The sequence below is a fragment of the Caulobacter sp. GW821-FHT10F06 genome (assembly GCF_058809215.1).
The window spans coordinates 458,551-485,385 of the sequence record NZ_JBXASK010000003.1 but is presented as its reverse complement, the minus strand read 5'-3'; the positions used below and the strand labels follow the sequence as shown (position 1 = coordinate 485,385).

Below are 26,835 nucleotides of genomic sequence, written 5' to 3'. Positions count from 1 at the left end.
GGATACGCGGTCGGGACTCGCACAGAGGGGATTTGGCGATGTCGTTTTCGAGAAGGCTTGCATCGGGTGTGGCGTTCGGGGTGATCGCCATGGCGGTCGCGTCCGCGCCGGTGGTGGTTCGCGCCCAGGTGATCACCGGGGCCATCCAAGGTCGGTTGACCGACGAGGCCGGCGCGCCGCTGGCGGGGGTGGCGGTCACCATCGTCCACGCGCCGTCGGGCACGACGACGACCTCGACCACCAGCGCCGACGGCGCCTTCGCGGCCCGCAACCTGCGTCCGGGCGGTCCCTACACCGTCACCGCGACCTCGCCGCAGTACGGGACCAAGACGGTGCAGGTGCCGTCGATCAACACCGGCGACGCTTTCCAGCTGAACTTCGCCCTCGACACCGGGGCGGTCGACGCCCTGGTCGTCACCGCCGCCTCGGTCGGCGCCAAGGACCTCAAGACCGGTCCCAGCTCCAACTTCAGCGCCGCTCAGATCCAGCTGGCCCCGTCGATCAGCCGGGACCTCAAGGACCTGGCCCGGATGAACCCATTCGTGGCCATCGACTCCACCAACAACAAGGCGCTGATCTGCGGCGGGGCCAACAACCGCTCCAACTCTCTGACCATCGACGGCGTGCGCCAGAACGACGACTTCGGCCTGCAGGCCAATGGCTATCCGACCCAGCGTTCGCCGATCTCGATGGACGTGGTGGAGACCCTGGGCGTGGAAATGGCGCCCTATGACGTCAACTACGGCTCGTTCGGCGGCTGCACGCTGAACGCCACCACCAAGTCGGGCGGCAATGAATTCCACGGCATGGCGTTCTTCGAGAACACCAACCAGAACATGCAGGGCAAGAAGTTCGAATACGACGACTTCCAGGACGGCACGCGCCAGAAGCGCACCCTGGGCGGCAAGTTCTCGGAGAAGACCTGGGGCGCCACCCTGATGGGTCCGATCATCAAGGACCGGCTGTTCTTCACGCTGAACTACGAGAAGTTCGAGCACCTGGAGCCGTCGCTGACCGGCCCCGTCGGTTCGGGCATGCCCAACGAGGTGCCCGGCGTCACCGTCGCCCAGGCCCAGCAGGTGCGCGACATCATCAAGTCGGTCTACGGCTACGATCCTCTGGGCTACACGGCCTCGGAGTTCCCGAACCTCGACGAGAAGTACTTCGTCAAGCTGGACTGGAACATCAACGACCGCCACCGCGCCACGGCCTCTTACCAGCGCACCCACGGCTCCAGCCTCAGCGCGTCGGGCAACACCCTGACCGGGACCTCGACCTCGCTGGGCCTGCTGTCCAAGTACATCGAGCGCGAGAACAATCTCGACGTCTACAAGGCCCAGCTGTTCTCGAACTGGACCGACAATTTCACCACCGAGCTCAGCGCCTCGTACAAGAAGATGGACAATCCCTCCACGCCGCTGGCGGGGACCGACTACGCCCAGTTCCGGGTCTATGTGAACGGCACGGGCTCCGGCCCCAGCATCTATGCCGGCACCGACGCCTCGTATCAGGCCAACGAACTGACGACCTACCTGCAGCAGTACCGGGCCAAGGGCATCTACACCCTGGGCGCCCACAAGATCACCGGCGGCTATGAGCGCGAGGCCCTGAAGATCTGGGACCTGTTCGTGCAGAACGCCAACGGCGCCTATACCTTCAACTCGATCGCCGACCTGCAGGCGCGACTGGCCTCGTCTCTGGCCTACGCCAACGCCGGCGACAACAACAAGGCCCATGGCGGGGCGACCATCCATTCGGCCATGAACACCGCCTATCTGCAGGACGAGTGGTCGATCCTGCCGAACCTGACCGTCAAGGCCGGCCTGCGCTACGACTGGTTCACCCAGAGCGACAGCCCGCAAGCCAACCCGGTGATCATGGCGCGCTATGGCCTCGACAACAGCGCCAATCTGGACGGCAAGCACCTGCTTCAGCCGCGCCTGGGCTTCAACTGGCAGCCCGATCCGACGCTGACCATCTACGGCGGCGTGGGCCTGTTCGGCGGCGGCTCGCCCACCGTGTGGACGGCCAACACCTTCTACAACACCGGCATCGTGCTGGGGAACGTCAACTGCTCGCGCACCGCCACGGCCAGCGCCGCCTGCCTGGCGGGCCTGAACAATGTCGACGCCAAGACCGTCAACGCGGCCGTCCAGGCGCTCAACACACAGAGCGCCGCGACGGGGCAGGGGATCACCAACATCCTCGACCCCGACTTCAAGCCGCAGTCGTCGTGGAAGGCCTCGATCGGCGTCCAGAAGAGCTTCGACCTGGGCCGCTTTGGCGGCGACGACTGGCGGGTCAGCGCCGAATACATCCGCACCGAGGTCAAGGACGCGGTCACCTGGGAGGACCTCTACAGCAAGGCCAATCCCGGTCCCGCCGCGCCCGACGGGCGCCCGACCTATCTGCGCTCGCGCGACAACCGCTACGATATCTTCGTGACCAATACGAGCCAGGGCCATACCGACCAACTGGGCGTCGCCCTGGGCAAGCACTGGTCCGAGGGTGTGCTGGACGGCTTGGACGCGCAGGTCTCGCACACCTACATCAACTCCAAGGACGTCAATCCGGGCGTTAGCACCGTGGCGGCCTCGAACTACAACGGCGTGGCCACCGACGACGCCAACGATCCCAGCCTGGCGACCTCGAACTACGAGTTCCGGCATCTGTCCAAGCTGTCGCTGAGCTATCGCCACGAGTTCTTCGAGGGCTATCGCACCGGGATCACCCTGTTCGCCCAGCGCCGCTCGGGTCTGCCCTTCAGCTACACCTTCGACGTCGGGGCCAGCTCGGCCCAGGCCGGCGACGTGCTGGTGGGCGAGAACGGGGCCAACGCCTCGCGCAATCGCCAGCTGCTCTACGTGCCCAAGACGTCGGGCGGGGTGGTCACCGCCAGCAGCGACCCGATCATCACCTATGCGCCGGGCTTCGACTTCGCCGCCTTCAACGCCTTCCTGACCAAGACCGGCCTCATCGACTACGCGGGCAAGATCACGCCGCGCAACGCCTTCAAGTCGCCCGAGGTGACCACGGTCGACATCCGGTTGAGCCAGGAGGCCCCGGCCTTCTTCCCGCACGCCGCCAAGGCCGAGATCTACATGGACATCGAGAACCTGGGGAACATGCTCAACAACAAGTGGGGCGTGATCCAGCAGGTGCCCAACCCGTACGTCTCGTCCAACATCGTGGCGCGAAACTGCCAGTTCACCGGGGTGTCGTGCTCGGCGGGGCAGGGCAATTTCTACCAGTTCGACAAGTTCACCTCGAAGGCCGCCACCAGCTTCAACGCTCAGTCCGTCTGGCAGGTGAAGCTGGGCGTCCGCTACAAGTTCTAGGGGCAGACATGACCGATCAAACCCAAGGCAAGACGACCATGACGCCTGATCTTTCCCGTCGCGCGCTCCTGGGCGCCGGCGGCCTGGCGGCGGGGGCTCTCGGCCTCGCCGCCGCTTCGCCCGGCGCCTCGGCGGCCCCTCAGCCCAAGGCGCCGGCGGCCGGCGGCCTCTATTACCTTCGCAACGTCCGCCTGGAGACGGGCTACGATCGCGAGGGCGACGAGGTCGTCGGCACCCGCACCGCGCTGAAGACCGTCAAGATCGACAAGGGCGTCATCGCCGCGATCCTGCCGGCCGACGCGCCGATTCCGAAAGGGGCAAAGGCCTATGACGCGGACGGCCTGCTGATGCTGCCGTCATTCCGCGACATGCACATCCACCTGGACAAGACCTTCTACAGCGCCCCCTGGCGCGCGCCGCGCAAGCGCAAGGGCGGCATCGCCGGCCAGATCGCGCTGGAGCACAAGCTCTTGCCGGAAATGCTGCCGACCCTGGAGCCGCGCGCCGAGGCGCTGGTGAAGCTGCTGCAGACCAATGGCACGACCTTCGCCCGCAGCCAGTGCAACGTCGACAAGGTGATCGGGACACAACATGTCGAGCACCTGAAGACGGCGCTGGACCGCCACAACGCCGACTTCGGCCACGAGATCGTCGCCTTCCCGCAACACGGCTTCGTCAGCATCGGTCTGGAGGATCTGATGCGCCAGGCGATCCGCGCCGGGGCCACCCATGTCGGCGGTATCGACCCCACGGCGGTCGACGGCGGCATGGAGAAGTCGGTCGACACCATGATGCAGATCGCGCTGGACGAAAAAGCCGGCGTCGACATCCACATCCACGAGCCGGGCGAGAGCGGGATCGCCGCCATCACCCGCATCGCCGACATCACGGCCAAGAACCCGGTGCTGAAGAACCGCGTGACCATCAGCCACGCCTTCTCGCTGATGTCGCTGGACAAGGCCGCCGCCGCCGACATGGCCGCGCGCCTGAACGAGGCTGGCGTCTCGATCGCCTCGACCATCCCGTTCGGGACCCGGATGATGCCGATCCCCACCTTGCAGGCCGGCGGCGTGAAGGTGTTCACAGGTACTGACAGTGTCGTCGACCACTGGTCCGTGTTCGGCAGCGGCGACGTGCTGGAAAAGGCCAAGCTGGCCTGCCAGCTCTATGGCTGGTCGGACGAGTACGGGCTGTCCCAGGCCCTGAAGATCCCGACCGGCGGGATCACGCCGCTGAACGCCGCTGGCGAGATGGTCTGGCCCAAGGTCGGCGACGCCGCCGACTGCGTTCTGGTCGCCGCCGCCTGTTCCGCCGAAACCGTCGCCCGCCTGCCGCCGCGAAAGACGGTGCTGCATCGGGGCGTGCTGGCGGCCGGCGCGTTCCCCAAGGCGGTCGCGAGCTAGGTCGGGTCCACACCCTGTAGCGCATTGGCGGTCGTCATTCCTCGCTGAGAGGGGGGCGTGACGACCGGTTCGGCTCCTCGCACGCCGCCCCTACGCCGCCATCTCGAACATCGACTGCTTGCGCCAGCGGCTGGGCGTGGCGCCGACCACCTGGTGGAAGATGCGGGACATGTGGGCCTGGTCGCAGAAGCCGCAGTCCAGGGCGATCTGGGACAGGGACGTCGAGGTCCGGGCGAGCAGGGTCTTGGCGCGCTCCAGCCGGGCGTGCATCACATAGTCGCGCGGGGTGACGCCGAAGCTGCGCTTGAAGACGCGCGAGAAGTGAGTGGTGCTGAGGCGCGCCAGGCTGGCCAGTTCCCCGACCACGATCGTCCGGTCGAGGTTTTCCGCGACGAACTGCTCGACCTTCCGCTCCTGCCACGGCGCCAGGCCGCTGAGCGCGCTGTCCGACGCCTCGACGGACGGCGCGGGGCTGAGCAGGACCGAAGCCCGATCGAGCAGGGACTTGGCTTGACCGGGATCGGCGCGCAGCACGCGCTGGGCTGCTTCCAGCATTTCCAGAATCGCCTGGGCCATTTGACCGGCGAGCGCGCCCTTGGCCGCCAGCTGGGTGTTCATCGCCGTCATGTCGTCGCCTCCCGTTTCAGCGACCGCCGTTCAGCCGCTCGCTAGGCACGACGCACGTCGTCGAAAACTCCCCATCGGCTCCTGAACGGCATTTTCGAGACCATCGGCGGGCGAGTTGGTGTGTTAAGTGGCTGTTTTGAAATGTGTTTCTTCTGAGGCGCCATGCGATCGCGGCTTTTCGCAAAAAAGATTCCGAATTTGATGGGGAGAATTTTTGGGCCTGCGTTCTGCCTTGTCGGACGGGGCGCGTGCGCGTCGTCGAGATGACGTCCACCGCCTCTTGGGCAAAGATCGGAATTGTGATGGGTATGGCTCTCGGAGAGACCATGACCGAGGCTGACGACAACGCCGCGCGCGCCCAGGCCTTCGCCCAGGCGGCGGGGTCGATGCGAGGGCCGTTGGCCGCCTATTTTCGGCGTCGCGTGCGAAACGCCTCCGAGGTTGAGGACCTTGTCCAGGAAGTGTTCCTGCGCCTGACGGTGCGCGGCACCCCGGACAATCTGGATCACGTCAGCGCCTATATCTTCCAGACGGCCGCCAGCGTGCTGACCGACCGTCATCGCCGGCGCACGGTGCGTCACGCCGAAGAGCATGTGGCGCTGGATCCCGAAATCTACGGTGAGCAGGATTTCGATCCGGCCCGCATCTATGCCGGCAAGCAGGCGCTGAACGCCGCCGCCGCTGCGCTGATGACCATGCCCGAACGGACGCGGGCGATCTTTCTCCTCAAGCGTCTGGACGGCATGCGGCACAAGTCCATCGCCCTGCAGCTCGGCATCTCGGTGAGCGCCGTGGAAAAACACATGACCAAGGCGATCGAGCATCTGATGGCCCACGGGGGAGACGCCCGATGACCCGCGCCGTCCTGACCCTCGCCGACGTCCGCAACCTCAGCCCGGCGCAGGCCGCTGCGCGCTGGATGGCGATCGACGACCTGACCCAGTCGCCCGAGCGCGAGCAGCACCAGCAGTGGCTTGAGGCTGATCCGGCCAACCAGGCCGCCTGGGACGCCGTGCAGGAAATGTGGGGCGTCTTCGACGACGCCGAGGACAACGACCTGATCGCCGCCATGGGCCGCGCGGCGCGCCAGGCCAAGCCCGAGCCTGTCCGCGCGTTCTGGCCGCAGGCCATCGCCGCCTCGATCGCGGTGGTCGCGGTCTCGGCCACACTGCTGATCGGCGTCCAAGGCGGGTGGTTCAGCTCGTCCAGCAAACCGCGGCAAGTGGCCAGCAACAGCGTCTCGAGCGATCCCATGCGGACCGTCGGAACGGCGGACTACGTGACCGGCCGGGGCCAGAAGTCGATCGTCGACCTGGCCGACGGCACGCGGGTGACGCTGGACGCCGACAGCGCCGTCGACGTGGCCTTCTCGGACTCGCGCCGTGACGTGCGCCTGCTGAAGGGGCGCGCCTTCTTCGATGTCGCCCACGATCCGGCCCATCCCTTCGCGGTTCGGGCCGACAACCGGGTCGTCACCGCCTTGGGCACGCAGTTCGACGTCCGGCTGTCGCCTGACTCCGTGCGCGTGGTCCTCGCCCAGGGCAGCGTCTCGGTGGCGGGCGTGGCCAGCGGTGCGGGCGCGCCTTTGGTCAAGCTGCGCCCCGGCGAGGCCTTCGCCGCCCACGGCGCCGAGGCCGGCAAGGTCGTCCCGATCGATCTGGACGACGCCCTGGCCTGGAAGCAGGACGTCGTGGAGTTCGAGAACGAACCGCTGGCCGCAGCCGTGGCCAAGCTCAACCGCTATACGCGCGCCCAGATCGTCATCAAGGATCCGAAGGTGGCGGCGATGCGGATCACCGGCCTGTTCCGCACGGGCGACGTCGCCCGCTTCGGCCGTAACGTGTCCCAGGTGCTGCCGGTCAAGCTGGTGGCCCGGGACGCCGACACCTACGAACTGATCGCCACCAAGCGCTGATCGCGTCAAACCTCCTCGTCGACGGCCGCTTGGTGCAAGCGGCCGTCGACGTTTTTATTTGTACTGTATTCGCGTGCAAAACAACGCGAACGATTTCCGTAATGCTCATCCCGAGTGATGGGGATTTTCGGAAAAACTGCGTTTCCAAAATTAAGAGCATTCGGAAATATTCTCGAACAATATCGAGAACGGGTTCCGATCGACCGCTCTTCAACCCTTGGAGACGCCCGACATGACCTCGCCCCTGACTATCCGCGATCCGCTGGCCGACGCGCTTCTGACGCCGCAGAACGCCGCCCTCGTGATCATCGACTTCCAGCCCGTCCAGGTGTCCTCGATCGTGACGATGGAGAAGCGCCTGCTGATCGCCAACGTCGTGAACCTGGCCAAGACCGCCAGGCTCTATGACCTGCCTGTAGTCCTCACCACGGTCAATGTAGCGACCGGCCTGAACACCCCCACCATCACCCCGATAACCGACGTCCTGCCCGACGTGACGCCGATCGACCGCACCGCCATCAACGCCTGGGAGGACGCCGACTTCGTGGCCGCCGTGAAGGCCACGGGCCGCAAGAAGCTGATCATGGTGGCCCTGTGGACCGAGGTCTGCCTGGCGTTCCCGGCGCTGGACGCCCTGCGCGAAGGTTTCGACGTCTTCGCCGTCGTCGACGCGGTGGGCGGCACCTCGCAGCTGGCGCACCAGGCCGGCATCGACCGGGTCGTACAGGCCGGCGGCAAGCCGGTCAGCTGGATCCAGGTGGCCTGCGAACTGCAGCGCGACTGGAACCGCGCCGCGACGGCCCAGGGCTTCGCCGAAATCGTCCTGCGCTCCGTCGGCCACTGAACGGATCGCGCGACAAAAAAGGGGAGCAGGACCGGCGGGTCCCGCTCCCCTTTCGTTTGCGCGTCTTGGCTGCGGCTGATCAGGCGGGCTCGATCCGTGGACAGGGATGTCCTTGCGCAAAAAGAACCCCGCGCTGGCGGCCAGCGCGGGTGAGGGGGGAGGAGCCGTTTGTGGGGAAGGACGGGCGTGCCGGGGACCAGCGCGCCCGGAGAGATCAGGGCTTGGGCGTGTCCGCAGCCTCGACATAGTCGGTGCTCGTCGGGCCGAAGCCGAAGATGTAGACGCTAGCGCCTTCGGCCTTGGTCATGGCGAAATGGTCGACGCCGGCCGGCTCGCTGTAGAAGCTGCCGGGCGGCAGGGCCTTGACGAGGGTCTCGTCGGCCTTGCGGCCGTAACCGAACCACCAGGCTCCGGCGACGACAACGGCCGTGCGGCTGTCGCGATGGCCGTGGGCGGCGATCCGGGTGTTGGGCGGCACGCGAATCTCGATCGTATAGGGCCCGGCCTTGGTCGGGTCGCCATAGAGGATCGTGGTCCGGATGCCGGCCACGCCGGACGTGCCGGCTCCGGCCCCGCCCCTGGCCTGGGCGTCGATCTCGGTCGGGGTCAGGCGCAGCGCGCGATCCTGAGCCAGGGCGCCCCGCTGGATGGGACCCAGGGCGACCACCACCGTCAGCAGAGCGGCGGCGCTCGCCGTGAGGAACCGGCGGCTCATTGCTTGGCGTCCAGGAAGCCGCGCACCAAGGCGACGGTGGCCTTGGGGTTTTCTTCCATGATCCAGTGGCCCGAGTCGGGAACGACGCCCTCGGTCACGTTGGTGGCGGCGAAGCGCATCACCGTGGCCATCATCGGTCCGAACGACTTCTCGCCGCCCAGGGCCAGCACCGGCATGTTCAACTTGCCTTGGGCCACGAAGGCCTTGTTGTCGATGGCGTCCTGGTCGAAGGCGGCGAACTGCGAGAAGCCGCCGTGCATGGCGCCGGGCTGGGCGTAGAGCTTGGCGTAGTGCTCCCGCGACGCTTCGGTGAAGCGGGCGGGCGTGGCCGAGAACTCGTTCCAGAAGCGGTCCAGATAGATGCGCTCGCGACCGGCCACCAGACGCTCCATGTCGGGACCGCCGAACCGGAAGTGCCACAGCAGCGGGTTCTTGAGGATGTCCTCCCACGGGCCCACGCCGGGCAGCGGCGCGTCGATCAGCACGAAGCGGCCAACGCGGTCGCGGTGCTCGGCGGCGAAGGCATAGCCGACCATGTTGCCGATGTCGTGCGTGACCAGGTCGGCCTTGGCGATCTTCAGGCTGTCCAGGACGCCGGCGACATCTTCGCCCTGGTTCTTCTTGTCGTAGCCGCCGGCGGCGGGCTTGGACGACAAGCCCAGGCCGCGCAGGTCGGGCACGATCACGGTGTGGTCGTTGGCCAGATCGGCCGCCAGCGGCTCCCACATGTCGCCGGTTTCGCCATAGCCGTGCAGCAGCACGACGGCCGGACCCTTGCCGCCGACACGGACATGGATCGTCACGCCGTTGGTGGCGATTTCCTGGGTCTTGAAGTCGGCCGGGAACGGCTTGACCTGCGCCATGGCCGAGGTCGAGAGGAGTAGGGTCGCCAGCGCGACCGGAACGAACTTGAACATCTGCGGACCTCCGGAACGGCGCGGAACCGACCGCGCCACGACGTCCGACGGGACGCCTTCACTGGGCAGAACGCAGGTTTTTCAAGAACCCTCATCTGGCCGGAGCGGCGGCTAGAAAAGTCCCACGAAACTCACCTCGAACCGGCGCAGGCGCGGATCGCCATAGGGGCTGAAATTCGGTGCGATGCGGCTCACGATGATCGGCGGGCGGTGGTCCAGTATGTTCTGGACGCTGAAGCGGATCTCCATCGATCGAAATCCACGGCCCTCCGGCAGGGTCAGCCGCCGCGTGCCATAGAGGTCGAAATAGACCTGGGCGGGGATCCAGGCGGAGCCTTGCTGCAGAACCTTGGAGGCGGCGGCGCTGGGCAGAAGATCGGACGTCTGCGGTCGATACCGGTCGTAAAAGACAGCATTGAGGCCCAGCCCGAGCGGGCCGCGCGACCAGTCGAATCCGCCATTGGCGCGCCATTCCAGAGGTCCGTCCGACATCCCGACAAAGTTCACCCACGGACTTTCGGCGTTGGCGCGTCGGCGGAGGTTCAGCTGCCAGGTCGCCGCCGCGTGAAAGCCGAAATCGCCCAGGTCCCGCGTCGACAGGCGATAGTCGGCTTGGAAGTCCACCGCCTCGACCTGGGTGCGGCCGATGTTGAAGCTGGTGGTGTCGACGGCGGTCACGACGCCTGCGCTATAGCCTTTGGCGCGATCGGCGTCGGTCAGGGCCGCTCGGGTGACGCGGCTAGGGAACTGGTCCTCGTGCTGCAGGATGTAGACATAGTCTTGCTGATGATCCGAGACGATCTCCCGCTGCTTGAGGATACGGGTGTAGTCGATCGAGATCCTGAGGCCGCTGATCGCCGACGGCGCCAGCACCGCGCCGAGCGAGAGGCTCCTGGCGCGCTCGGCCTTGAGGTCGCCGCCGCCGCCCCAGATCAGCTTGAAAGCGCCTTCCGAGCCCAGCGAAGTCCCGCCGCGTTTGGGGTCCGATACCAGCAGGTCCATCAGGTACACGGGCGTGGCGTCCGAGGCCTGACCCGGATCGGCGGTCAGGAGATAGGAAAACAGGCCATAGCTCTGGAGCGGCGGCGGCAGGACGCCCGAGGCGACACTGGCCCGCACCATCAAGCCGTCCAGAGGAAACGCCTTCAGACCCGCAGTATAGACCGTCGAGTCGTAGTGGAGGCGGACGGGCGGCCCGGCCTCGCCGTCGAGGTTGAAATAGCTGCCCTCCAGGACCGGGCGGTTGCTGTCCCGTCGCAGCGCCAACTGGAGCTCCAGCCCCTTGAGCCCAGCGGGGCCGGTCCCGCGATCCGTGAGCGGCGCGCGCAGCTCGGCATAGGCCGAGCGCGTCTGCATCGAGACAGACGGCATGAGCGTCGCCAACGGTGTGTCCGAACCGCTGACGGTGAACAGGTAGGGCGCCGACGGTATGCGCTCGCGGCGCGACTCCGCCAGCAGCGACAGCGTGACGGGACCGCCCGGAGCGTCCAGCACGGGCCCCGCCAGTCTCAGCGAGAGATCGTCGAAGTGGTCTGTCTGGGATCCGGCGCTGTGGCTATCGAACAGATAGGGCGCGACGGCGGCCTGGAACGCCGCCCGACCAGCCAGGGGATCGATCGCCACGCCGCCGGTTGCCGAGGGCATGCCATCATGGATGGCGTCGGAGAAATCTGCGTTCAGATTGGCGCCGAACGCCCATTCCCGAAGCTGGGCGCGCGCCCAGGCGTAGTCGATGTCCGCCTTCCAGGCTCCGGGCAAGTCGACGATCAGGCCGCCGGTCAGGCGAAGGGTTCGGGTTCGGCTCAACTGGCGGCCGTCGATCCCTTCCAGAGGGTAACTGACCACGATGTCCTGCTGGAACGGATTGGTCGGAGCGTCCGCGGCGATCACCGGACTGCGCGGATTGCGCCGCAGCGTCGCCTCACCGACGTTCTGGAGGGCCATCACGTCGACATAGGCCTCGATCGAAGTCCCGAACTGGTGGCGACCGTTGGCGATGATCGAGGTCGTCGAAGGACGGGTCAGCAGGCTGTGGCGCGCGCCGGCGGCGTCCGGCGACAGCGACGTATCCGTCTGGCCGGCATGAGCCAGCAGCTGCGCGCCGCCGTCGGAGGCGATCCCGCGATAGTCGGCGTCCACGAACGTCGAGATCGCGCCCAGCGAAACGCCGCCATAGCGCGGGTCTAGAGTCAGATTTGCGCCCGAGAGGCTGACGATATTGATCGACGCGCTGATGGGCGAACTGCGCGCGAAGCCCGCTGGATCGTTGACCGCGCTGAGCTCGCGGGCGCGGGTGCTGACGTCGCGGTCCCCGTTGCGTAGGTCGGGGCCCCAGTAGCGGCTGAAGAAGATCGATCCGCGCGTGCGGCCGTCCTTCGACGTGAAGCCGACCTGTCCGTCGATCCGGGCGAGCCCGGCGTCGCCCCGACCGCTTAGGCCATAGGTCACGCCGAGGCGGGCGCCCTCGTAGTCGCGTTTCAGGACGATGTTGATGGCGCCGGCCGTCGCGCCGACGCCATGGATGCCGCCCGCAGTGGAGTTGAGCACCTCGACGCGGTCGATGGCGGCCGGCGGAATGCCGTTGAGATCCGCCTGCAGCAGGGTCAGCGTCGCATCCAGGGCGGGCAGGCTCGGCATCCGTCGTCCGTCGACCAGCACCAGCGTTTGGTTCGAGCCAAGGCCGCGCAGGTTGACCTCCGACCGGCTGCCGCCGCCGGCCTCGGCCATGCGTGTCGTCGACTGCCCGTTGGCCGTGACGCGGTTGCGCAGGAAATCGTCGATGTCCATCGAGTGCGCCTGCTCGATGTCGTGGCTGCTCCAGACCTTGTAGGGCTGGATGTCGTTCTCGGTGCGCTGGATGTCGCTGTTCTGGGAGCGGGCGGTGACCAGCAGCTCCGGCAGGGCCACCGGCGCGTCGGGCTCGGGCGTCGGAAGCGCCGGCGCCGCATGGATGATGTAGGTTCCGTCCGGGGTGCGCCGATAGGCCAGGCCCGATCCGGCCAGCAGCAGCGGCAGGACCTGGTCGATCGTATATTGGCCCCGCAGGCGCGGCGCGGCGCGTCCGCCGATCGTCGGCGCGGCCAGCAGCAGCTCGCGGTTCGACCGCCTGGCGATATCGGTCAGCGCCGCCGCCAGCGATTGCCCCGTCGTGTCGACCCGCACCCCGCGACTGCGCTGGGCGAGGGCGGGCGATCCCGGTGCGCTCGCGATCAGCGCCAGAGCTGCGAGACCCACACACGCCCTGTTTCCCCGCATCGGCGATTCCCCCTCGGCGTCGCCCACTAACAGTTGAGATATCGCCGATCAATCGGCGACGCCGCCAGAGCCCGTCGGGTGATCATCCAGCCTATTGAGCAGGCTTTGCCCGTTCGCCGGCGAGTGGCGGTTGTGACGCGACCGAACGTCATGAACCCTATGGGAGCTCTCGACGGCGCGGATGCCGGCCCGCCCCTGTGATGCGTATCGAAACGAAGGAACGCCCATGACCGCTTCCCCTGTCCGGACGTTGCAGAGTCGCTATCGCGCCGCCCTGGCCGTGAGCCTCGCCGCCGCCGCGGTGCTAGGGGTCTGCCAGGCGCGGGCCGCGACGTCGCCGACCCTGGCGATCGTCAACGCCGAGATCTTCGACGCCACAGGCGCGGCGCCCTATCGCGGCGCGCTGGTGGCGCGCGACGGGCGGATCGTCGAGGTCGGTCCCAAGGTCCGGCCGCCGAAGGGCGCGACCGTGGTCGACGCCAAGGGCGAGGCCCTGCTGCCGGGCTTCTTCGACGTCCACACCCATTGGACCCCGGCGGGCGTTCCGGCCATCACGCCGAAGATCGCCGACGCCTATGTCGCCTCCGGCGTCACGACGGTGAACGACTTCCACCAGCAGCCGGAGTCCTTCGCGCCGCGGCGGCGCTGGCTCGGGACCCTGACCGCGCCGCACGTCAACTTCGTCGCCCGGGTCAGTACGCCGGGCGGCCATGGCGCCGATTGGGCCGACGAGGCCACCACCCGCTGGGTCGACACGCCGGAAGCCGCCCGCGCCGCGATCGAGGGCCTGGCGCCCTACAAGCCCGACGCCATCAAGGCCTTCACCGACGGCTGGCGCTATGGCTCGGCGCCGGACAACACCAGCATGGACGGCTGGACGCTGAAGGCGCTCACCGAGACGGCCCACAAGTACAATCTGAAGGTCCTCACCCACACGGTCACCGTCGACCGCGGCGCCGTGGCGGCCGACTCCGGCGTCGACGTCATCGCCCACAGCCTGCAGGACCGGCCGCTCGACGCCGGGACCATCGCCAAGATCAAGGCCTCGGGCCTGTTCTATGCGCCGACCCTGGCGGTCTACGAGCCGGTCAAGCCGGGCCAGAAGCCGCCGGCCGATCCCGACAGTCCCCGCATCCAGCAGGCCGCGCGCAAGTTCGGCTACGCCCTGGCCAATGTGAAGACGTTGCAGGCGGCCGGCGTGCCGATCGTACTCGGCACCGACGCCGGCATGCCTGGAACGGTGCACGGCGCCTCGACGCTCCGCGAGATGGAATTGCTGGTCCAGGCCGGCCTGACGCCGGCCCAGGCGCTGATCGCGGGCACGGCGACCAGCGCCCAGGCCATGAACCTGCTGGTCGATCGCGGCACGCTCGAAAAGGGCAAGCGCGCCGACTTCGTGCTGATCGCCGGCAAGCCGTGGACCAGCATCGAGGACATCCGCAAGGTCGACCGGGTGTTCATCGACGGTCGCGCGGCTTTCGGACCGGGTTCGACGCGCTCGCCCGCCAACGACCAGCCGACACTGCCGGCCCTCAAGGCCAAGGCCCTGATCGACGACTTCGAGCGCGCCGACGGCCGCACCAGCCTGGACACCCTGCGCCTCAACGACTTCGACGGCGGTCGAGACCGCAGCGTGGAAGTCTCGCAGGTGTTGGACAAGGGCGACGGCCGCCGGGTCCTCAATGTCGCGGCCAAGATGGCCAACAAGGCCGAGCCGGACGCGGGCGTCCTGCTGCCGCTGAGCCGAGGTTCGGTGGAGCCGGTCGACGCGACGGCCTTCAAGGGATTGAGCTTCGCGCTTCGCGGCGACGCCGGTCCCTATGTGGTGACGATCAATACGGTCTCCGGTCCCTGGCAGGCCGAGGTCAAGGCCGATCCGACCTGGCGCAAGGTGGTCGTGCCGTTCTCGGCCTTCGCCCGTCCGGGCTCGACCCGGAGCGCCGCCGACGCCTGGAACGGTGGGGATCTGCTCGAGGTCGGCGTCTCCGGCTCACGCCCCGCTGGCCGCAAGCTGTGGTTCGAACTGGACGACGTGACGTTCTACTGACGCCGCCAGCATGGTGATCGACATCAGCCGGTCGGGCGCGCGCAAGGGCGCGACGCGTTCGGCGGACCCCGACTGGCGCAGCGTGGCGGCGAAAGTCATCACGAGAACTCGACCAGCACCTCATCGGCCGCGACGGGGTCGCCGGCCTTGGCGTTGACGGCTTTGACCGCGCCGTCGCGCTCGGCGCGGATGATGTTCTGCATCTTCATGGCCTCGAGCACGCAGACGACCTCGCCCTCGCGGACGGTTTGCCCCACCGCGACGTCCATGGAGACGACGAGGCCCGGCATCGGCGAGAGCACCAGCTTGGAGATGTCGGCGGCCTGCTTCTCGGGCAGCTTGTCGTGCAGTTCGGCCGAGCGCGGGGTGAGCACCAGCACCCGGGCCTTGGCGGCGCGGTGGCGGATGGTGAAGCCCTCGGCCGCCGGGGCGACCTGGACCGTGAAGGCCTGACCGTCCAGCGCGCCGCGGAAGGTCGCCAGGCCCGGCCGCCAGTCGATGGCCGACAGGGTCAGCGAGCGGCCCTCCGCCCTGCTGGGCGTGTCCGGCAGCTACCTGTCGCAGATTGAGGCCAACCAGCGGCCGGTGACGGCGCGGGTGTTGCTGGACCTGATGCGGGTGTTCGAGGTCGACGCTTCGGTGCTGGACGCCAGCGACGACGCGCGCCTGATCGCCGACCTGCGCGAGGCCAGCGCCGATCCGCTCGACCAGGCCTCGCCGCCCAGCCTGAGCGAGCTGAAGCAGGCGGCGGCCAGCACGCCCAATCTGGCGCGGTCGTATCTGGCGCTTCACCAGGCCTATCGGCGGCTGGACGAGCGCCTCAAGCAGACCGAGGAGGCCGTGTCGCTGGACGAGCGGGGCGCGGTCAGCGCGCTGCTGCCTTACGAGGAGGTGCGCGATTATTTCCACTACAGGAACAACTACATCCACACCCTGGACCTCGCATCGGAGGCCTTGGCCGAGCGCCTGGAGCTGGACGGGCCGGACTCGCTGGAATGGGCGCTGGAGCGTCACCTGCGGGATGGGCTGGGCGTGCGCGTGGAACGCGCCCCCGATCCGGACCTGATGCGCCGCTTCGATCCGGCCGAGGGCTTGCTGCTGCTGGGCGCGACCCAGGCGGCGGAGACGCGCTGCTTCCAGATGGCCTATCAGATCGTGGCGACCACCTTGTCCGACGCCGTCGAGACCGAGCTGGCCCAGGCCGGGTTTCTCAGCCAGGGCGCGGCCAAGGTCTGCCGGACCGGACTGATCAACTACGCCGCCGGAGCGCTGCTGCTGCCCTATGAGCGCTTCCGCGAGGCCGCCCGTGTCGCGCGGCACGACATCGAACACCTCAGCCAGACTTTCCAGACCAGCCTGGAGCAAGTGTTCCATCGGCTGAGCACCCTGCAGAGACCGGGCGCGCGCGGCGTGCCGTTCTACTTCGTGCGCCTCGACCAGGCGGGCAACATCACCAAGCGCCATAGCGCCACGCGCCTGCAGTTCGCACGGTTCGGCGGCACCTGTCCGCTGTGGAACGTCCACGACGCCTTCGCGCGTCCGGACGCCTGGCTGGTTCAACTGGCGGAGATGCCGGACGGCGTGCGCTATGTCAGCCTGGCCAAGGGCGTGTCCAAGCCGTCGGGGTCCTATCTGCGTCCGGACCGTCGCTACGCTCTGGGGCTGGGTTGCGAGGTCAAGTACGTGGGCGATCTGGTCTATGCGGCGGGGCTGGATTTGAACGGGCCGGCGACGCGGATCGGGGTCAGTTGCCGGATCTGCGAGCGCGACGACTGCTCCCAGCGCGCCTTCCCGCCGGTGGATCGGGGCTTCGATGTGCGCCTGACCGAGCGCCGCACGGTGCCCTTCGTGCTCCATCGGCGGGACTGAGGGCTGACGTCGCGGAAATCGCTTTGACGAATGTCTTCAAGCGATTAGCTACGAGATCGCGAGGGGATCCCGATAGACCGTCATGACGCGAGCCAAGGCCAAGAGCGCGACCCTTGAGCGGCGCGATTCCAGGACGATCCTGCTGGACGCCGCCGCCGCTGTGCTTTCGGAACGCTCCAACATCGACGTGTCGCTGAGCGAGATCGCCCAGCGTTCCGGACTGAACTCGGCGCTCATCAAGTACTATTTCGGCAGCAAGGACGGCTTGCTCCTGGCGCTGCTGGAACGCATGGCCGAAACGTCGATGGCCGATCTCGGCAGCCTCGTGAAGATGGACCTGTCGGCTGAGCAGAAGCTGCGCATCCACATCGGCGGCATCATCAACACCTATTATCGCTCGCCCTATATCAATCGCCTGATCAACTACATGATCGCCCAGGGCGATAAGGCGTCCAGCGGGCGGGTGGCCAAGATCTTCGTCGAGCCGATGGTGGCGGCCTATCGGTCGATCGTCGCTCAGGGCCTAGGGGAGGGCGCGTTCCGCGAGCTGGATCCGGGCTTGCTCTATTACAGCGTGGTCGGCGCCTGCGAGCACATCTTCTACGCCGGCTATTCGCTGCCGACGACGCTGGGCGCCGCCGACCTGACTGAGGACATCAAGCAACGCTATGTCCAGCACGTGCTAGACCTGTGTTTCCATGGCGTCCTGGCCCGCCCCAGCGCCGCTTGAGGCTTCCGCGACGTCCGCTTACGGGACGGGTTGACCGGGGCGTCCGATATCATTTAACCGATCAATTAAGACGCTCCGATCAACGGAGGTCTTGGGGGAAGCGCGCGTGAAAACGACCGAGCGCGAGACGGATCGTCCGCTGCGCGGGATCAGGGTCGCGGACGCGGTCGCCGGCCCGCTGGCGCCGATCACGCGCTATCTCGCCGAGCTCGGCGCCCAGGTGACGCGGCTGGTGGAGCCGTCCAGCGATGACATCGAGGACTTGGTCGCCAATATCGGCAAGGTCTGGTCGTCTGAAGCCGAAGCTGTCCTCGACATCGCGCATGTGATCGTCGCCGACGCCGGTCAGCCGATCGACCTGGCGGCGCTGCGCGCGGCCCGGCCGTCCTTGGTCACCATGACTGTCAGCGATTTCGGAACGCGGGGCGAGTGCGCCGGCTGGCAGGGCAGCGACCTCGTCCTGCACGCGCTGTCGGCCGAGCTGTCGCGGTCTGGCGTTCGCGGACGGCCGCCGCTGCCGCCGCCGGGCGACCTGGCCTATCAGTGCGCCGCGGCCCAGGCGGCCTACGCCCTGACGGTGTCGCTCTATCACGCCCTGCGCACCGGCGTAGGCGACCACATCGACTTCTCCGCCCTGGACGGCGCGGTGCAGGCGTTGGATCCGGGTTTCGGCATCGCCGGCAGCGCCACTCTGGGCAAGCCGGCCCACCTGCTGTCGCGCGACCGGCCGCCGAAGGGCTTCCAGTATCCGATCCTGCCCTGCGCCGACGGCCACGTGCGCATCTGCCTGCTGGCCCGGCGTCAGTGGCAGGGCATGTTCCGCTGGATGGGCCAGCCGGCCGCCTTCGCCTCGCCGGAGTTCGAAAAGACCGCCGTCCGCTACAAGTCGCCCGACCTGTTGCCGGCCATCGCCGCCTTCTTCGCCGATCGTACGCGGGACGAGCTTGAGGCCGAGGGGCAGAGCCACGGCGTGCCGATCTCGGCCGTGCTGACGCTGGAAGAGTTCATGGCCAGCGACCACGTCGCCGACCGCGAAGCTCTGACCGAAGTCCGCCTGCTCGACGGCGCTTTGGCCAAACTGCCCAACGGCGTGGCGTGTATCGACGGCGCGCGGATGGGACCCGGCGCGTCGACCGACGAAGATGTGGCGTTTCCCGCGCCCGCCGCCGTCGCCGTCGCCGGCCGGCGCGCCTTCGAAGGTCTGAAGGTGCTGGACCTGGGCGTGATCGTGGTCGGCGCGGAGCAGGGGCGGTTGCTGGGCGACCAGGGCGCGGATGTCGTCAAGGTCGAGAGCCGCGCCTTTCCGGACGGCAATCGCCAGTCCTACCTCTCCTATGGCCTCTCGGTCAGTTTCGCGGCCGGCCATCGCAACAAGCGCAGCCTGGGCCTTGATCTGCGCGAGCCGCGCGGCCGGGCGCTGTTCCTGGACTTAGCGGCCGAAGCCGATGTCATCCTGTCCAACTTCAAGCCCGGCACGCTGGAGAGCCTGGGCGTCGACCACGCCACGATCGCCAAGCTCAATCCGCGCATCATCATGGCCGACAGCTCGGCCTTCGGCTCGACGGGGCCTTGGGCCGGGCGGATGGGCTATGGACCGCTGGTCCGCGCCGCCACGGGGCTGACCCTGGCCTGGCGCTATCCGGACGATCCGGAGGGCTTCAGCGACTCGATCACCATCTATCCCGACCACGTCGCGGGGCGAATTGGGGCCATGGCCGTCGCCGCCCTGCTGATCCGGCGGCTCCGCACCGGGCTCGGCGGCCGCGCCAGTATCGCCCAGTCCGAGGTGATGCTGAGCCAGTTCGCCGCCCAGGTGGCGCGGACGTCGCTGGGACGATCTCGCAGCGATCCTGTCGACGCGTGGCAGGGCGTGTATCCCGCCGCCGGCGACGATGAATGGTGCGCGGTGACGGTGCGGGGCGCGCGGGATCTGCGAGCGTTGCGCGAGATGATCGGCTCGACCGAGAGCGCGGACGAGGGACTGGCCCAGTGGATCGCGGAGCGGTCGGCCGACGAGGCGATGCGAACCTTGCAGGCCAGGGGAATACCGGCGGGGCGCGTGCTGCGCGTCGCCGATCTGCCGGCGTTCGCGCCCTACCGCGACCGTGGCTTCTATCGCGTCGAACGCCATCCCTACCTGAGCGAGCCGGTCGTCGCCGAGCGCACCCACGCTCATGGCCTGGCCTTGGCGGACGCGCCACACGGGCCCGCGCCCTTGGCCGGCGAGCAGACGGCCGAGGTCGTTGGCGACTGGCTGGGTCTCGACGAGGCCGAAATCGCCCGGCTGATCGCCGACGGCGTCTTGGAGCCGACCCAAGAGCGCCTGCTCGCCGAGGCCCAAACGGCGACGCGGCCAGTAGACGTTTGACAGCCTGCATGACGGATGCGCCGAGTTCCGAAGCGGCAGCCTTGACCCGCGACGCGCCGAACTGTGCGGTGGGGCGGCGCGGTTCGTTCTCGACCGACGTCGTCAACATGCTGGAGCGCGCCTGATGGATATCGTCCACGGCCAAGGGGCCGAGATCGCCGAACGCGTCGAGGCCTTCGTGCGCGACGTCGTCGTACCCTACGAACGCGATCCGCGCCTGGGGGCGCACGGGCCGTCCGACGCGTTGATCGGGGAGCTTCGCGCCAAGGCCGATGCGTTCGGCGTGCTGACCCCGCACATCCTGCCGGATGGTCGCCACCTGTCGCACCTGGACACCGCCAAGGTGCTGCGCGCAGCCGGCCTGTCGCCGTTGGGCCCGCCGGCCGTCAATGTCGCCGCGCCGGACGAAGGCAACATGTTCCTGCTCGGCCGGGTCGCGACGCCCGCTCAGCGCGAGCGGTTCCTGGATCCGCTGGTCGCGGGCCGCGCGCGCTCGGCCTTCTTCATGACCGAGCCGGCCGATGAGGGCGGGGCGGGGTCCGACCCGTCGATGATGCGCACCACGGCGCGGCGCGACGGCGACGGCTGGATCATCGACGGCCGCAAGGCCTTCATCACCGGCGCCCAAGGCGCGGCGGTTGGCATCGTCATGGCCAAGGCTGAGGCGGGCGCGACGCTGTTCCTGGTCGACCTGCCCGACCCGGCGGTGCGGATCGAACGGGTGCTGGACACCATCGACAGCTCCATGCCCGGCGGTCACGCGATCGTGGCCATCGAAGGCTTGAGGGTTTCGAACGATCAGGTGCTGGGCGAGCCCGGCGACGGCTTCAAGCTGGCCCAGGTTCGCCTGGCGCCCGCGCGCCTGACCCACTGCATGCGTTGGCTGGGCGCCTGCACGCGGGCTCACGAGATCGCCACCGACTACGCCGTGCGCCGGCAGGCGTTCGGCAAGTCCCTGATCGACCACGAGGGCGTCGGCTTCATGCTGGCCGACAACCTGATCGAGTTGAAGCAGGCCGAGCTGATGATCGACTGGTGCGCCGGCGTGCTCGACAGTGGCGCGGCGGGCATCCCCGAAAGCTCGATGACCAAGGTCGCCGTCAGCGAGGCCCTGATGCGCATCGCGGATCGCTGCGTGCAGGTGATGGGCGGGACGGGCGTCAGCGGCGACACCATCGTCGAGCAGGTGTTCCGCGAGGTCCGGGCCTTCCGGATCTATGACGGGCCTACCGAGGTTCACAAATGGAGCCTGGCCAAGAAGATCAAGCGCGACGCGACCGCGTCCGCGCGGCCGATCGCCTAGACGTCCAGTCGGGACGAGATCAGCGTCCCTTCCACTGCGGTTTGCGCTTCTGCGCGAAGGCGAGCGGACCCTCGCGCACATCGGCCGAGCGGAACAGGGCCTTCACGGCGGGATAGGCCGACTGGTTGCGGTAGGCGTCGGCCAGCGTGGCCTCGTCGAGTCCGCGATGCACGGTCTGCTTGGACGCGCGGATCGACATTGGGCTGCAGGCGGCGATCTCTTCGGCCCAGCGGCGGGCCACGGCCATCACCTCGGCGGCAGGGGCGACCTCGTTGACGAAGCCGAACGCCAGACCTTCCTGGGCCGAGACCCGGCGGCCGGTCAGGATCATGCCCATGGCGCGCTTCAGGCCGATCAGGCGCGGCAAACGGTGCAGGCCGCCCGCCAGCGCCGCCAGCCCCACCTTGGGCTCTGGCAGGGCGAACACGGCGTCCTCCGAGGCGATGATCAGGTCGCAAGCCAGGGCGATCTCGAAGCCGCCGCCCATGGCCAGGCCGTTGACGGCGGCGATCACCGGCTTGTCCAGGTCGAACCGCGAGGTCAGGCCGCCGAACCCGGCCAGGGGCGGATCGACCGACTCTCCGCGCGCCATGGCCTCGGCGGTGAACTTCAGATCGTTGCCGGCCGAGAAGGCCTTGTCGCCGGCTCCCGTCAGGATCGCCACCCACTGATCGGGATCGGCCGCGAAGGCGTCGAAGATCTCGGCCAGTTCGGCGTTGGCGGCCGGGTGCACCGCGTTCATCACCTCGGCGCGGTTGATGGTCACGATGGTCAGATGGTCGATGCGCTCGACCTTGGCGAACGTCCAGTCGCGCGCGGTCCGGTCGCGCCGGGCGCCGGCCTCCCAGATCGACTTGCCGTAGACGTCGGTCCGCACATGGCCCGAGGTCCCGATCGCCGACCGCTCCATCGACAGCAGAAGGGCCATGGACTCCGCGTCGTCCGCCGCGACCTGGGCCATCAGGCGATCGCCGGCCGGCGTGAGCGCGACGACGACGCCGTCCTGGGGCGCGCCGTCGCGGGCGAAGCGCACCGTATAGGTCTCGATCGTGGCCTCGCCCTCGTGGCGCTCGACCAGGCGCGGAATGGGGCCCCGCCGGGCCTCCGCCTGGGCCTGCACCGAATAGTCGCCGGCTAGGTCGGCGACTGGAGGAGCGGTGCTGACGATCAGGGCGTGGTGCTTGTTGACGTAGCCGCCCTGGCCGTAGAGCAGGCCCAGTTCGCCGGGATTTTCCCGCAGCTTGCGGACCATCGCGACGGCGGCGTGGGTCATGTAGTTGTTCAGCGGCGCGCCGAAGAAGGTCAGGCCGCCGGTGACCGTGGGCGCAATGTCGGCGTCTTCCAGGCCAAGGGTTCGCAGGGCCATCTTCGGCACCACGGGGAAGCAGCTGTAGAGCTCGAGATGGTCGAACCGCGCGGCCGCGCCGACCGAGGCGGCGGCCGCCTCTAGCACGGCCTGCTGGGCGGTGCTGTGGGCGAAGCTGTCGCGCAGCAGATAGTCTTCCGGCTCGCTGGCCGCCGCGCCGCCCCAGAGGTGGACGATCCGATCCTCCGGCACACCGGCTTCGCGCGCCAAGGCCAGGCTGGTGACCAGGATCGCGGCGGCCTGGTTCACGGTGGGGTTGGCGACCATCAGCTTGGGATAGGGCCAGTTGATCATCCGGTTGCGATCGGAGACCTCGGCGATCTGGCCGGCGTCCGGCGCGGTCCGGATCCAGGCGTTCGGAGCCTGCGCCGCGACGCCGGCATAGCGCGCCCACAGGGCGGCGGACTCGGCCTGGGCCTCGGCGGGCGTCTGGCCCCAGCCATGCTGCGCCGCCATTTCGTAGAGCGGATAGATCTGCGCTGGGTCGTGCATGGCCAGCGCCTGGGCTGACTTGCTGAGCGCGTAGCGGCTGGACGGGAAGCGCACCGCGTCCTCGGGGGCGGCCAGGGGCGTCCAGTTCAGCGGCGTCTTGGTCTTGCGGGCGTTGGCGGCGCTGTGCATGGCCTCGCCGCCGACGATGGCCGCCGCGCGCTGCTCGCCGGCCGCGATCCGCAGGGCGGCGTCATGGATCAGGCGGATAGGAGTCTCGCCGCCCATGCTGGCGTTTGTCTTGCGCGCCGGCTGGATGCCCAGCTGCTCGGCGAGCAGGCCGACCGGATCGACGTAGCGCCAGGACACCAGGCCGACGAGGTCCAGCGAGTCCACCTGGTTCAGCAACCGACCGCCGCTGTCCTGCTCCGCGTCCCTGAGGGCCTGGGCCATCAGCGTCACCGGCTCCAGCGCCGCGCTCAGGTCGGCCGGGCGATCCAGCGCCTCGCCGACGCCGACGATCACGGGGATGAACTTGGGATCGCGCATGTGGGTCAGCTCCCGAACGGTCCGCTTGGTGCGGCTCTGGTTTCGAGACGAATCTTAATCGACCGACTAAAAGCTGGCGAGCGCTTTCGGGCCGCTTTCCCTTCCGTAAGCTCGTGAAATCGCGCAGGAATCCGTTCAGGTTAGGGCTGCGGACGCCTGCCGTCGCGTAACGCGCGTACGGGCCTTGGCGGCCTCGGCGGGCAAGCCGAGGCGGTCGTAGATGTCGGCGAGGGCGGTGTTGATCGGCACGCCGTCGGGGTCGAAACCTCGGCGCAGCTCCAGGGTCTGTTGCGCCTCGGACAAGCGGCCCGACCGGATCAGGGCGTCCAGCAAGATCTGGTCGAACAGGTCGCGTTGGGCATGGCTGCCGCCAATGTCGATCAGGCGGGGCAGGGCCGCGCGCAAGCCGCGAAGCGCCGCCTCGTGGTCGCCGCGGACATAGGCGACCAGGCCTTCCGCCGCGGGTACGGCGACGTCGCGCCAGGTCTCGCGGACGAACTCGGGCGCTTCATGCGCCGCGCTCCGGATCGCGGCGAGCAGGTCCGTCGCCTCCGGGCGACCGGCGCGGGCCAGGCCATAGAGATATTGCAGCGACAGGAATGGCTGGACGACGTCGTTTCCACGCGCGGCCAGGTGGTCGGCCACCTCCCGCCATCGCTCGCCGACGTCGACGCCGGCCAGCTCCAGCCGCGCCAGCAGCGAGACGGCGCCGATCTGGTCCTGCGAATAGTCCTTGGCCTGGGTCCAGCAGTGGTCGTCATAAACCGCCAGCGCCGCCTCGAACCGGCCCTGGCTCAGATAGAACAGCGCCAGGTGCCACCACAGGTGGGTGTCCATGAACGAGTTCAGGTCGATCCAGGTGTCGCGCACCCCCTCGAGAAAGGCGACGCCTTCGTCGATGCGGCCCTGGGTCAGCAGCACATGGGCCAGGGCGTGCTGCGCCCACGGCTCCTTGCGCTGCAGGGACAAGGCCAGACGGGCGGCGGCCTCGGCCTCTTCCAGCAGGTGGCACTGCTCGTAGGCGAAGGCCAGCATGCCGTGCAGGTGGGGGACGTCTGACGCGGCCGGCGCGGCGCGGGCGGCCGCGCGCAGCATGGCGGGAAAGTCCCCGCGATTGAAGTCGTGGTACTGCCGCAGCTTCAGCATCAGCAGGTCGCGCGGCCAGGCCTCAAGAATGTCGTCGGCGATCGCCAGCGCGTGGGGGAGGTCGTCGCTCGACCAGGCCGAAACGAAGGATATGGTCTGGCGTTCGCGCGGATGGGCGCGGTCCAGCGCCCTGGTCGCACGGGACAGATAAGGCGCGGCGCGGGCCGCCGCCTCGGGCGCTTCCAGCAACAGCCAGAGGATGGCCGCATAGGCGTTAAGCAGGGGCTCGTCGGGCGCCGCGTCGGCCGCCGCCAGGATGTTGGCCGCGCGGGTCTCGTAGGCGAGGAAGCCGGCGACGAAATCGTCCACCGCCGCTTGGGCGGCGTGGCTGGCGCAGGAGGTCGGGTTTCCAAGATAGTCGACGCGCATGTCGCCACCTTAGCGAGGCTCGGCGGCCGCGTCCTCTGGTGACGTATGGGCCGGCGTCAGGTCGTCGGGTTCATCCAGTAGCGGTTCGCGCGGGCGCTGAGCGCCAGGTGCAGCAGGCGGCGAACGTTGCGAGCGATGTCCAGCATGGTCCGGCTCCATCCATGGCCTGCCCGCAACGTGCGGCCTCGCCTTGCGGAAGCCAAAGCCTTGCATCGCGTGGCGTCGGTGCTTCGGGAAACGGCGCGGGAAAGAGCATCGCCCCGCCGGACGGCCCGCTTTTTTGGCAGCCAGGGCCTCGCGGAACGGGCGGGGCGGGATGTTGCCAGTATTACGATTGCGCCAAATCGTAATATGCAGATCGTGGTTCTCAGGAAATTCGAGGGAGCCCGCTCATGAGTGCCTTGTTCACCCGCAAGCGTTTCATCGCCGCCATGGCCGTGTCCTGCCTGGCCCTGGCCTCATGCGGACCCAAGCCCGCAGAGAAGACTGCTGAGGCTCCCGCCGCGGCGGCGGTCAAGACTGACTACAAGATCGGCTGGACGATCTATGCCGGCTGGATGCCTTGGGCCTACGCGCAGCAGTCGGGCATCGTGAAGAAGTGGGCCGACAAGTACGGCCTGCAGATCGAGCTGGTGCAGATCAACGACTACGTGGAGTCCTTGAACCAGTTCTCGGCGGGCAAGCTAGACGGCGTCACCGCTACCAACATGGACGCCCTGACCGTGCCCGCCGCCGCCGGCAAGGACACCACCGTCCTGATGATCGGCGACTATTCCAACGGCAATGACGGCGTCATCCTGAAGAACGGCGCAACCCTGGCCGACATCAAGGGCCGGCCGGTCAACCTCGTGGAGCTGTCGGTCTCGCACTACCTGCTGGCCCGGGCCCTGGAAAAGGCCGGTCTGAAGATGGCCGACGTCAAGACGGTCAACACCTCCGACGCCGACATCGTCGCCGCCTACAGCGCCGCCGACACCAAGGCCCTGGTGACCTGGAACCCGCAGCTGTCGGAAGTGAAGAAGATGCCCGGCGCGACCGAGGTGTTCGACAGCTCCAAGATCCCCGGCGAGATCCTCGACGGCCTGATGGTCAGCACCGACGCGCTGAAGGCCAACCCGAACCTCGGCAAGGCCCTGACCGGCATCTGGTATGAGACCCTGGCCCTGACGGTGGCCCAGACCCCCGAGGGCAAGGCCGCCCGCGAGGCGATGGCCAAGCTGTCGGGGTCGGATCTCGCCAGCTTCGAGAGCCAGCTGAAGACTACCTATCTGTACGCCGACCCGAAGGCCGCCCTGGCCGCCACGGTCAGCCCGGATCTGGTCACCGCCAATGACCGGGTCCGCAAGTTCAGCTTCAGCATGGGCCTGTTCGGCCAGGGCGCGAAGTCGGTGGACGACATCGGCATCAGCTTCCCGGGCGGCAAGACCCTGGGCAATCCGGCCAATGTGAAGCTGCGCTTCGACACGACCTACGTGCAGCAGGCCGCCGACGGAAAGCTGTAGGAGGCAAAAGGCCGTGCATGGTCCTCGTCCTTCGATAGGCTCGGGATGAGGACCACTTCCAAGGCCCTGGCAGTCGAAACCCCATCCTGAGCTTGTCGAAGGATGAGGTTTTCGGGCCGCTCAAGGAACACGCAAGCCTGACC

The 26,835-nt window shown here is 68.2% G+C and carries 17 protein-coding genes and 1 pseudogene; 11 read left to right on the top strand and 7 right to left on the bottom strand.

Features of this window, described 5'->3' with window-relative positions; all coding sequences use genetic code 11:
- Nucleotides 1-38 precede the first annotated feature (38 nt).
- Nucleotides 39-3,338 (top strand): TonB-dependent receptor, encoded by a 3,300-nt coding sequence (locus AC1RUS_RS08590; RefSeq protein WP_492914988.1) that lies wholly within the window; start codon nucleotides 39-41, stop codon nucleotides 3,336-3,338.
- A gap of 8 nt (nucleotides 3,339-3,346) precedes the next feature.
- Nucleotides 3,347-4,741 (top strand): amidohydrolase, encoded by a 1,395-nt coding sequence (locus AC1RUS_RS08585; protein ID WP_492914987.1) that lies wholly within the window; start codon nucleotides 3,347-3,349, stop codon nucleotides 4,739-4,741.
- Between the two features lie 90 nt (nucleotides 4,742-4,831).
- Here the strand turns inward: AC1RUS_RS08585 and AC1RUS_RS08580 are convergent, their stop codons facing one another.
- On the bottom strand, nucleotides 4,832-5,368 hold the full coding sequence (locus AC1RUS_RS08580; protein WP_492914985.1) for a helix-turn-helix domain-containing protein: 537 nt from the start codon (nucleotides 5,366-5,368) through the stop codon (nucleotides 4,832-4,834).
- Between the two features lie 326 nt (nucleotides 5,369-5,694).
- Between AC1RUS_RS08580 and AC1RUS_RS08575 the strand changes: the two genes are divergently transcribed.
- The 3 genes from AC1RUS_RS08575 (at nucleotide 5,695) to AC1RUS_RS08565 (ending at nucleotide 8,127) form a co-directional block, all read left to right on the top strand.
- Complete coding sequence (locus AC1RUS_RS08575; protein ID WP_492914983.1) at nucleotides 5,695-6,222, top strand: sigma-70 family RNA polymerase sigma factor; 528 nt, start codon at nucleotides 5,695-5,697, stop codon at nucleotides 6,220-6,222.
- On the top strand, nucleotides 6,219-7,283 hold the full coding sequence (locus AC1RUS_RS08570; protein WP_492914981.1) for a FecR family protein: 1,065 nt from the start codon (nucleotides 6,219-6,221) through the stop codon (nucleotides 7,281-7,283). The genes AC1RUS_RS08575 and AC1RUS_RS08570 overlap by 4 nt, the downstream gene beginning before the upstream one ends.
- A 232-nt stretch (nucleotides 7,284-7,515) precedes the next feature.
- Nucleotides 7,516-8,127 carry a hydrolase gene (locus AC1RUS_RS08565; RefSeq protein WP_492914979.1) on the top strand — a complete coding sequence of 204 codons (612 nt, stop codon included), beginning with the start codon at nucleotides 7,516-7,518 and terminating at the stop codon, nucleotides 8,125-8,127.
- A gap of 214 nt (nucleotides 8,128-8,341) precedes the next feature.
- Here AC1RUS_RS08565 and AC1RUS_RS08560 read toward each other — a convergent pair whose 3' ends face one another.
- The 3 genes from AC1RUS_RS08560 to AC1RUS_RS08550 all read right to left on the bottom strand — a co-directional run bounded on the left by AC1RUS_RS08560 (nucleotide 8,342) and on the right by AC1RUS_RS08550 (nucleotide 12,993).
- Complete coding sequence (locus AC1RUS_RS08560; RefSeq protein WP_492914977.1) at nucleotides 8,342-8,842, bottom strand: cupin domain-containing protein; 501 nt, start codon at nucleotides 8,840-8,842, stop codon at nucleotides 8,342-8,344.
- Nucleotides 8,839-9,759: an alpha/beta fold hydrolase gene (locus tag AC1RUS_RS08555; protein ID WP_492914975.1), complete on the bottom strand. Its 921-nt coding sequence runs from the start codon at nucleotides 9,757-9,759 to the stop codon at nucleotides 8,839-8,841. The genes AC1RUS_RS08560 and AC1RUS_RS08555 overlap by 4 nt, the downstream gene beginning before the upstream one ends.
- Nucleotides 9,760-9,870: 111 nt before the next feature.
- Entirely contained in the window at nucleotides 9,871-12,993 is a 3,123-nt protein-coding gene (locus AC1RUS_RS08550; protein WP_492914973.1) for a TonB-dependent receptor plug domain-containing protein, read from the bottom strand.
- Nucleotides 12,994-13,240: 247 nt separating this feature from the next.
- Here AC1RUS_RS08550 and AC1RUS_RS08545 point away from each other — a divergent pair, with 247 nt between their 5' ends.
- Nucleotides 13,241-15,061, top strand: coding sequence for an amidohydrolase family protein (locus tag AC1RUS_RS08545; protein ID WP_492914972.1), 1,821 nt, complete (start codon nucleotides 13,241-13,243; stop codon nucleotides 15,059-15,061).
- 98 nt (nucleotides 15,062-15,159) lie between these two features.
- Here the strand turns inward: AC1RUS_RS08545 and AC1RUS_RS08540 are convergent.
- Nucleotides 15,160-15,588: pseudogene (locus AC1RUS_RS08540) on the bottom strand (biotin/lipoyl-containing protein); the annotation flags it as partial.
- Between AC1RUS_RS08540 and AC1RUS_RS08535 the strand changes: the two are divergent.
- The 4 genes from AC1RUS_RS08535 to AC1RUS_RS08520 all read left to right on the top strand — a co-directional run bounded on the left by AC1RUS_RS08535 (nucleotide 15,560) and on the right by AC1RUS_RS08520 (nucleotide 21,331).
- Complete coding sequence (locus AC1RUS_RS08535; RefSeq protein WP_492914970.1) at nucleotides 15,560-16,930, top strand: helix-turn-helix domain-containing protein; 1,371 nt, start codon at nucleotides 15,560-15,562, stop codon at nucleotides 16,928-16,930. The pseudogene AC1RUS_RS08540 and the gene AC1RUS_RS08535 sit on opposite strands and share 29 nt — an antisense overlap.
- Nucleotides 16,931-17,012: 82 nt before the next feature.
- Nucleotides 17,013-17,660, top strand: a complete 648-nt coding sequence (locus tag AC1RUS_RS08530; RefSeq protein WP_492914968.1) for a TetR family transcriptional regulator — start codon at nucleotides 17,013-17,015, stop codon at nucleotides 17,658-17,660.
- 106 nt (nucleotides 17,661-17,766) lie between these two features.
- On the top strand, nucleotides 17,767-20,028 hold the full coding sequence (locus AC1RUS_RS08525) for a CoA transferase (RefSeq protein ID WP_492914966.1): 2,262 nt from the start codon (nucleotides 17,767-17,769) through the stop codon (nucleotides 20,026-20,028).
- 124 nt (nucleotides 20,029-20,152) lie between these two features.
- The gene (locus AC1RUS_RS08520) at nucleotides 20,153-21,331 is read left to right on the top strand and encodes an acyl-CoA dehydrogenase family protein (RefSeq protein ID WP_492914964.1); all 1,179 of its coding nucleotides are present in this window, start codon (nucleotides 20,153-20,155) and stop codon (nucleotides 21,329-21,331) included.
- Nucleotides 21,332-21,350: 19 nt separating this feature from the next.
- Here AC1RUS_RS08520 and AC1RUS_RS08515 read toward each other — a convergent pair whose 3' ends face one another.
- Together AC1RUS_RS08515 and AC1RUS_RS08510 are read right to left on the bottom strand one after the other, a co-directional pair.
- The gene (locus tag AC1RUS_RS08515) at nucleotides 21,351-23,675 is read right to left on the bottom strand and encodes an enoyl-CoA hydratase-related protein (RefSeq protein WP_492914962.1); all 2,325 of its coding nucleotides are present in this window, start codon (nucleotides 23,673-23,675) and stop codon (nucleotides 21,351-21,353) included.
- A gap of 135 nt (nucleotides 23,676-23,810) precedes the next feature.
- Entirely contained in the window at nucleotides 23,811-25,190 is a 1,380-nt protein-coding gene (locus tag AC1RUS_RS08510; RefSeq protein WP_492914960.1) for a tetratricopeptide repeat protein, read from the bottom strand.
- A gap of 392 nt (nucleotides 25,191-25,582) precedes the next feature.
- Here AC1RUS_RS08510 and AC1RUS_RS08505 point away from each other — a divergent pair, with 392 nt between their 5' ends.
- Nucleotides 25,583-26,692, top strand: a complete 1,110-nt coding sequence (locus tag AC1RUS_RS08505; RefSeq protein ID WP_492914959.1) for a putative urea ABC transporter substrate-binding protein — start codon at nucleotides 25,583-25,585, stop codon at nucleotides 26,690-26,692.
- Nucleotides 26,693-26,835: the final 143 nt, after the last annotated feature.

Excerpts from the sequence above, each read along its gene's own strand:
- AC1RUS_RS08505 (WP_492914959.1), top strand. The coding sequence starts at position 25,583 with ATGAGTGCCTTGTTCACCCGCAAGCGTTTCATCGCCGCCATGGCCGTG.
- AC1RUS_RS08585 (WP_492914987.1), top strand. The coding sequence starts at position 3,347 with ATGACCGATCAAACCCAAGGCAAGACGACCATGACGCCTGATCTTTCC.
- AC1RUS_RS08580 (WP_492914985.1), bottom strand. The coding sequence starts at position 5,368 with ATGACGGCGATGAACACCCAGCTGGCGGCCAAGGGCGCGCTCGCCGGT.
- AC1RUS_RS08530 (WP_492914968.1), top strand. The coding sequence starts at position 17,013 with ATGACGCGAGCCAAGGCCAAGAGCGCGACCCTTGAGCGGCGCGATTCC.
- AC1RUS_RS08560 (WP_492914977.1), bottom strand. The coding sequence starts at position 8,842 with ATGAGCCGCCGGTTCCTCACGGCGAGCGCCGCCGCTCTGCTGACGGTG.
- AC1RUS_RS08545 (WP_492914972.1), top strand. The coding sequence starts at position 13,241 with ATGACCGCTTCCCCTGTCCGGACGTTGCAGAGTCGCTATCGCGCCGCC.
- AC1RUS_RS08520 (WP_492914964.1), top strand. The coding sequence starts at position 20,153 with ATGGATATCGTCCACGGCCAAGGGGCCGAGATCGCCGAACGCGTCGAG.
- AC1RUS_RS08555 (WP_492914975.1), bottom strand. The coding sequence starts at position 9,759 with ATGTTCAAGTTCGTTCCGGTCGCGCTGGCGACCCTACTCCTCTCGACC.
- AC1RUS_RS08515 (WP_492914962.1), bottom strand. The coding sequence starts at position 23,675 with ATGCGCGATCCCAAGTTCATCCCCGTGATCGTCGGCGTCGGCGAGGCG.
- AC1RUS_RS08575 (WP_492914983.1), top strand. The coding sequence starts at position 5,695 with ATGACCGAGGCTGACGACAACGCCGCGCGCGCCCAGGCCTTCGCCCAG.
- AC1RUS_RS08565 (WP_492914979.1), top strand. The coding sequence starts at position 7,516 with ATGACCTCGCCCCTGACTATCCGCGATCCGCTGGCCGACGCGCTTCTG.
- AC1RUS_RS08510 (WP_492914960.1), bottom strand. The coding sequence starts at position 25,190 with ATGCGCGTCGACTATCTTGGAAACCCGACCTCCTGCGCCAGCCACGCC.
- AC1RUS_RS08590 (WP_492914988.1), top strand. The coding sequence starts at position 39 with ATGTCGTTTTCGAGAAGGCTTGCATCGGGTGTGGCGTTCGGGGTGATC.
- AC1RUS_RS08570 (WP_492914981.1), top strand. The coding sequence starts at position 6,219 with ATGACCCGCGCCGTCCTGACCCTCGCCGACGTCCGCAACCTCAGCCCG.
- AC1RUS_RS08535 (WP_492914970.1), top strand. The coding sequence starts at position 15,560 with ATGGCCGACAGGGTCAGCGAGCGGCCCTCCGCCCTGCTGGGCGTGTCC.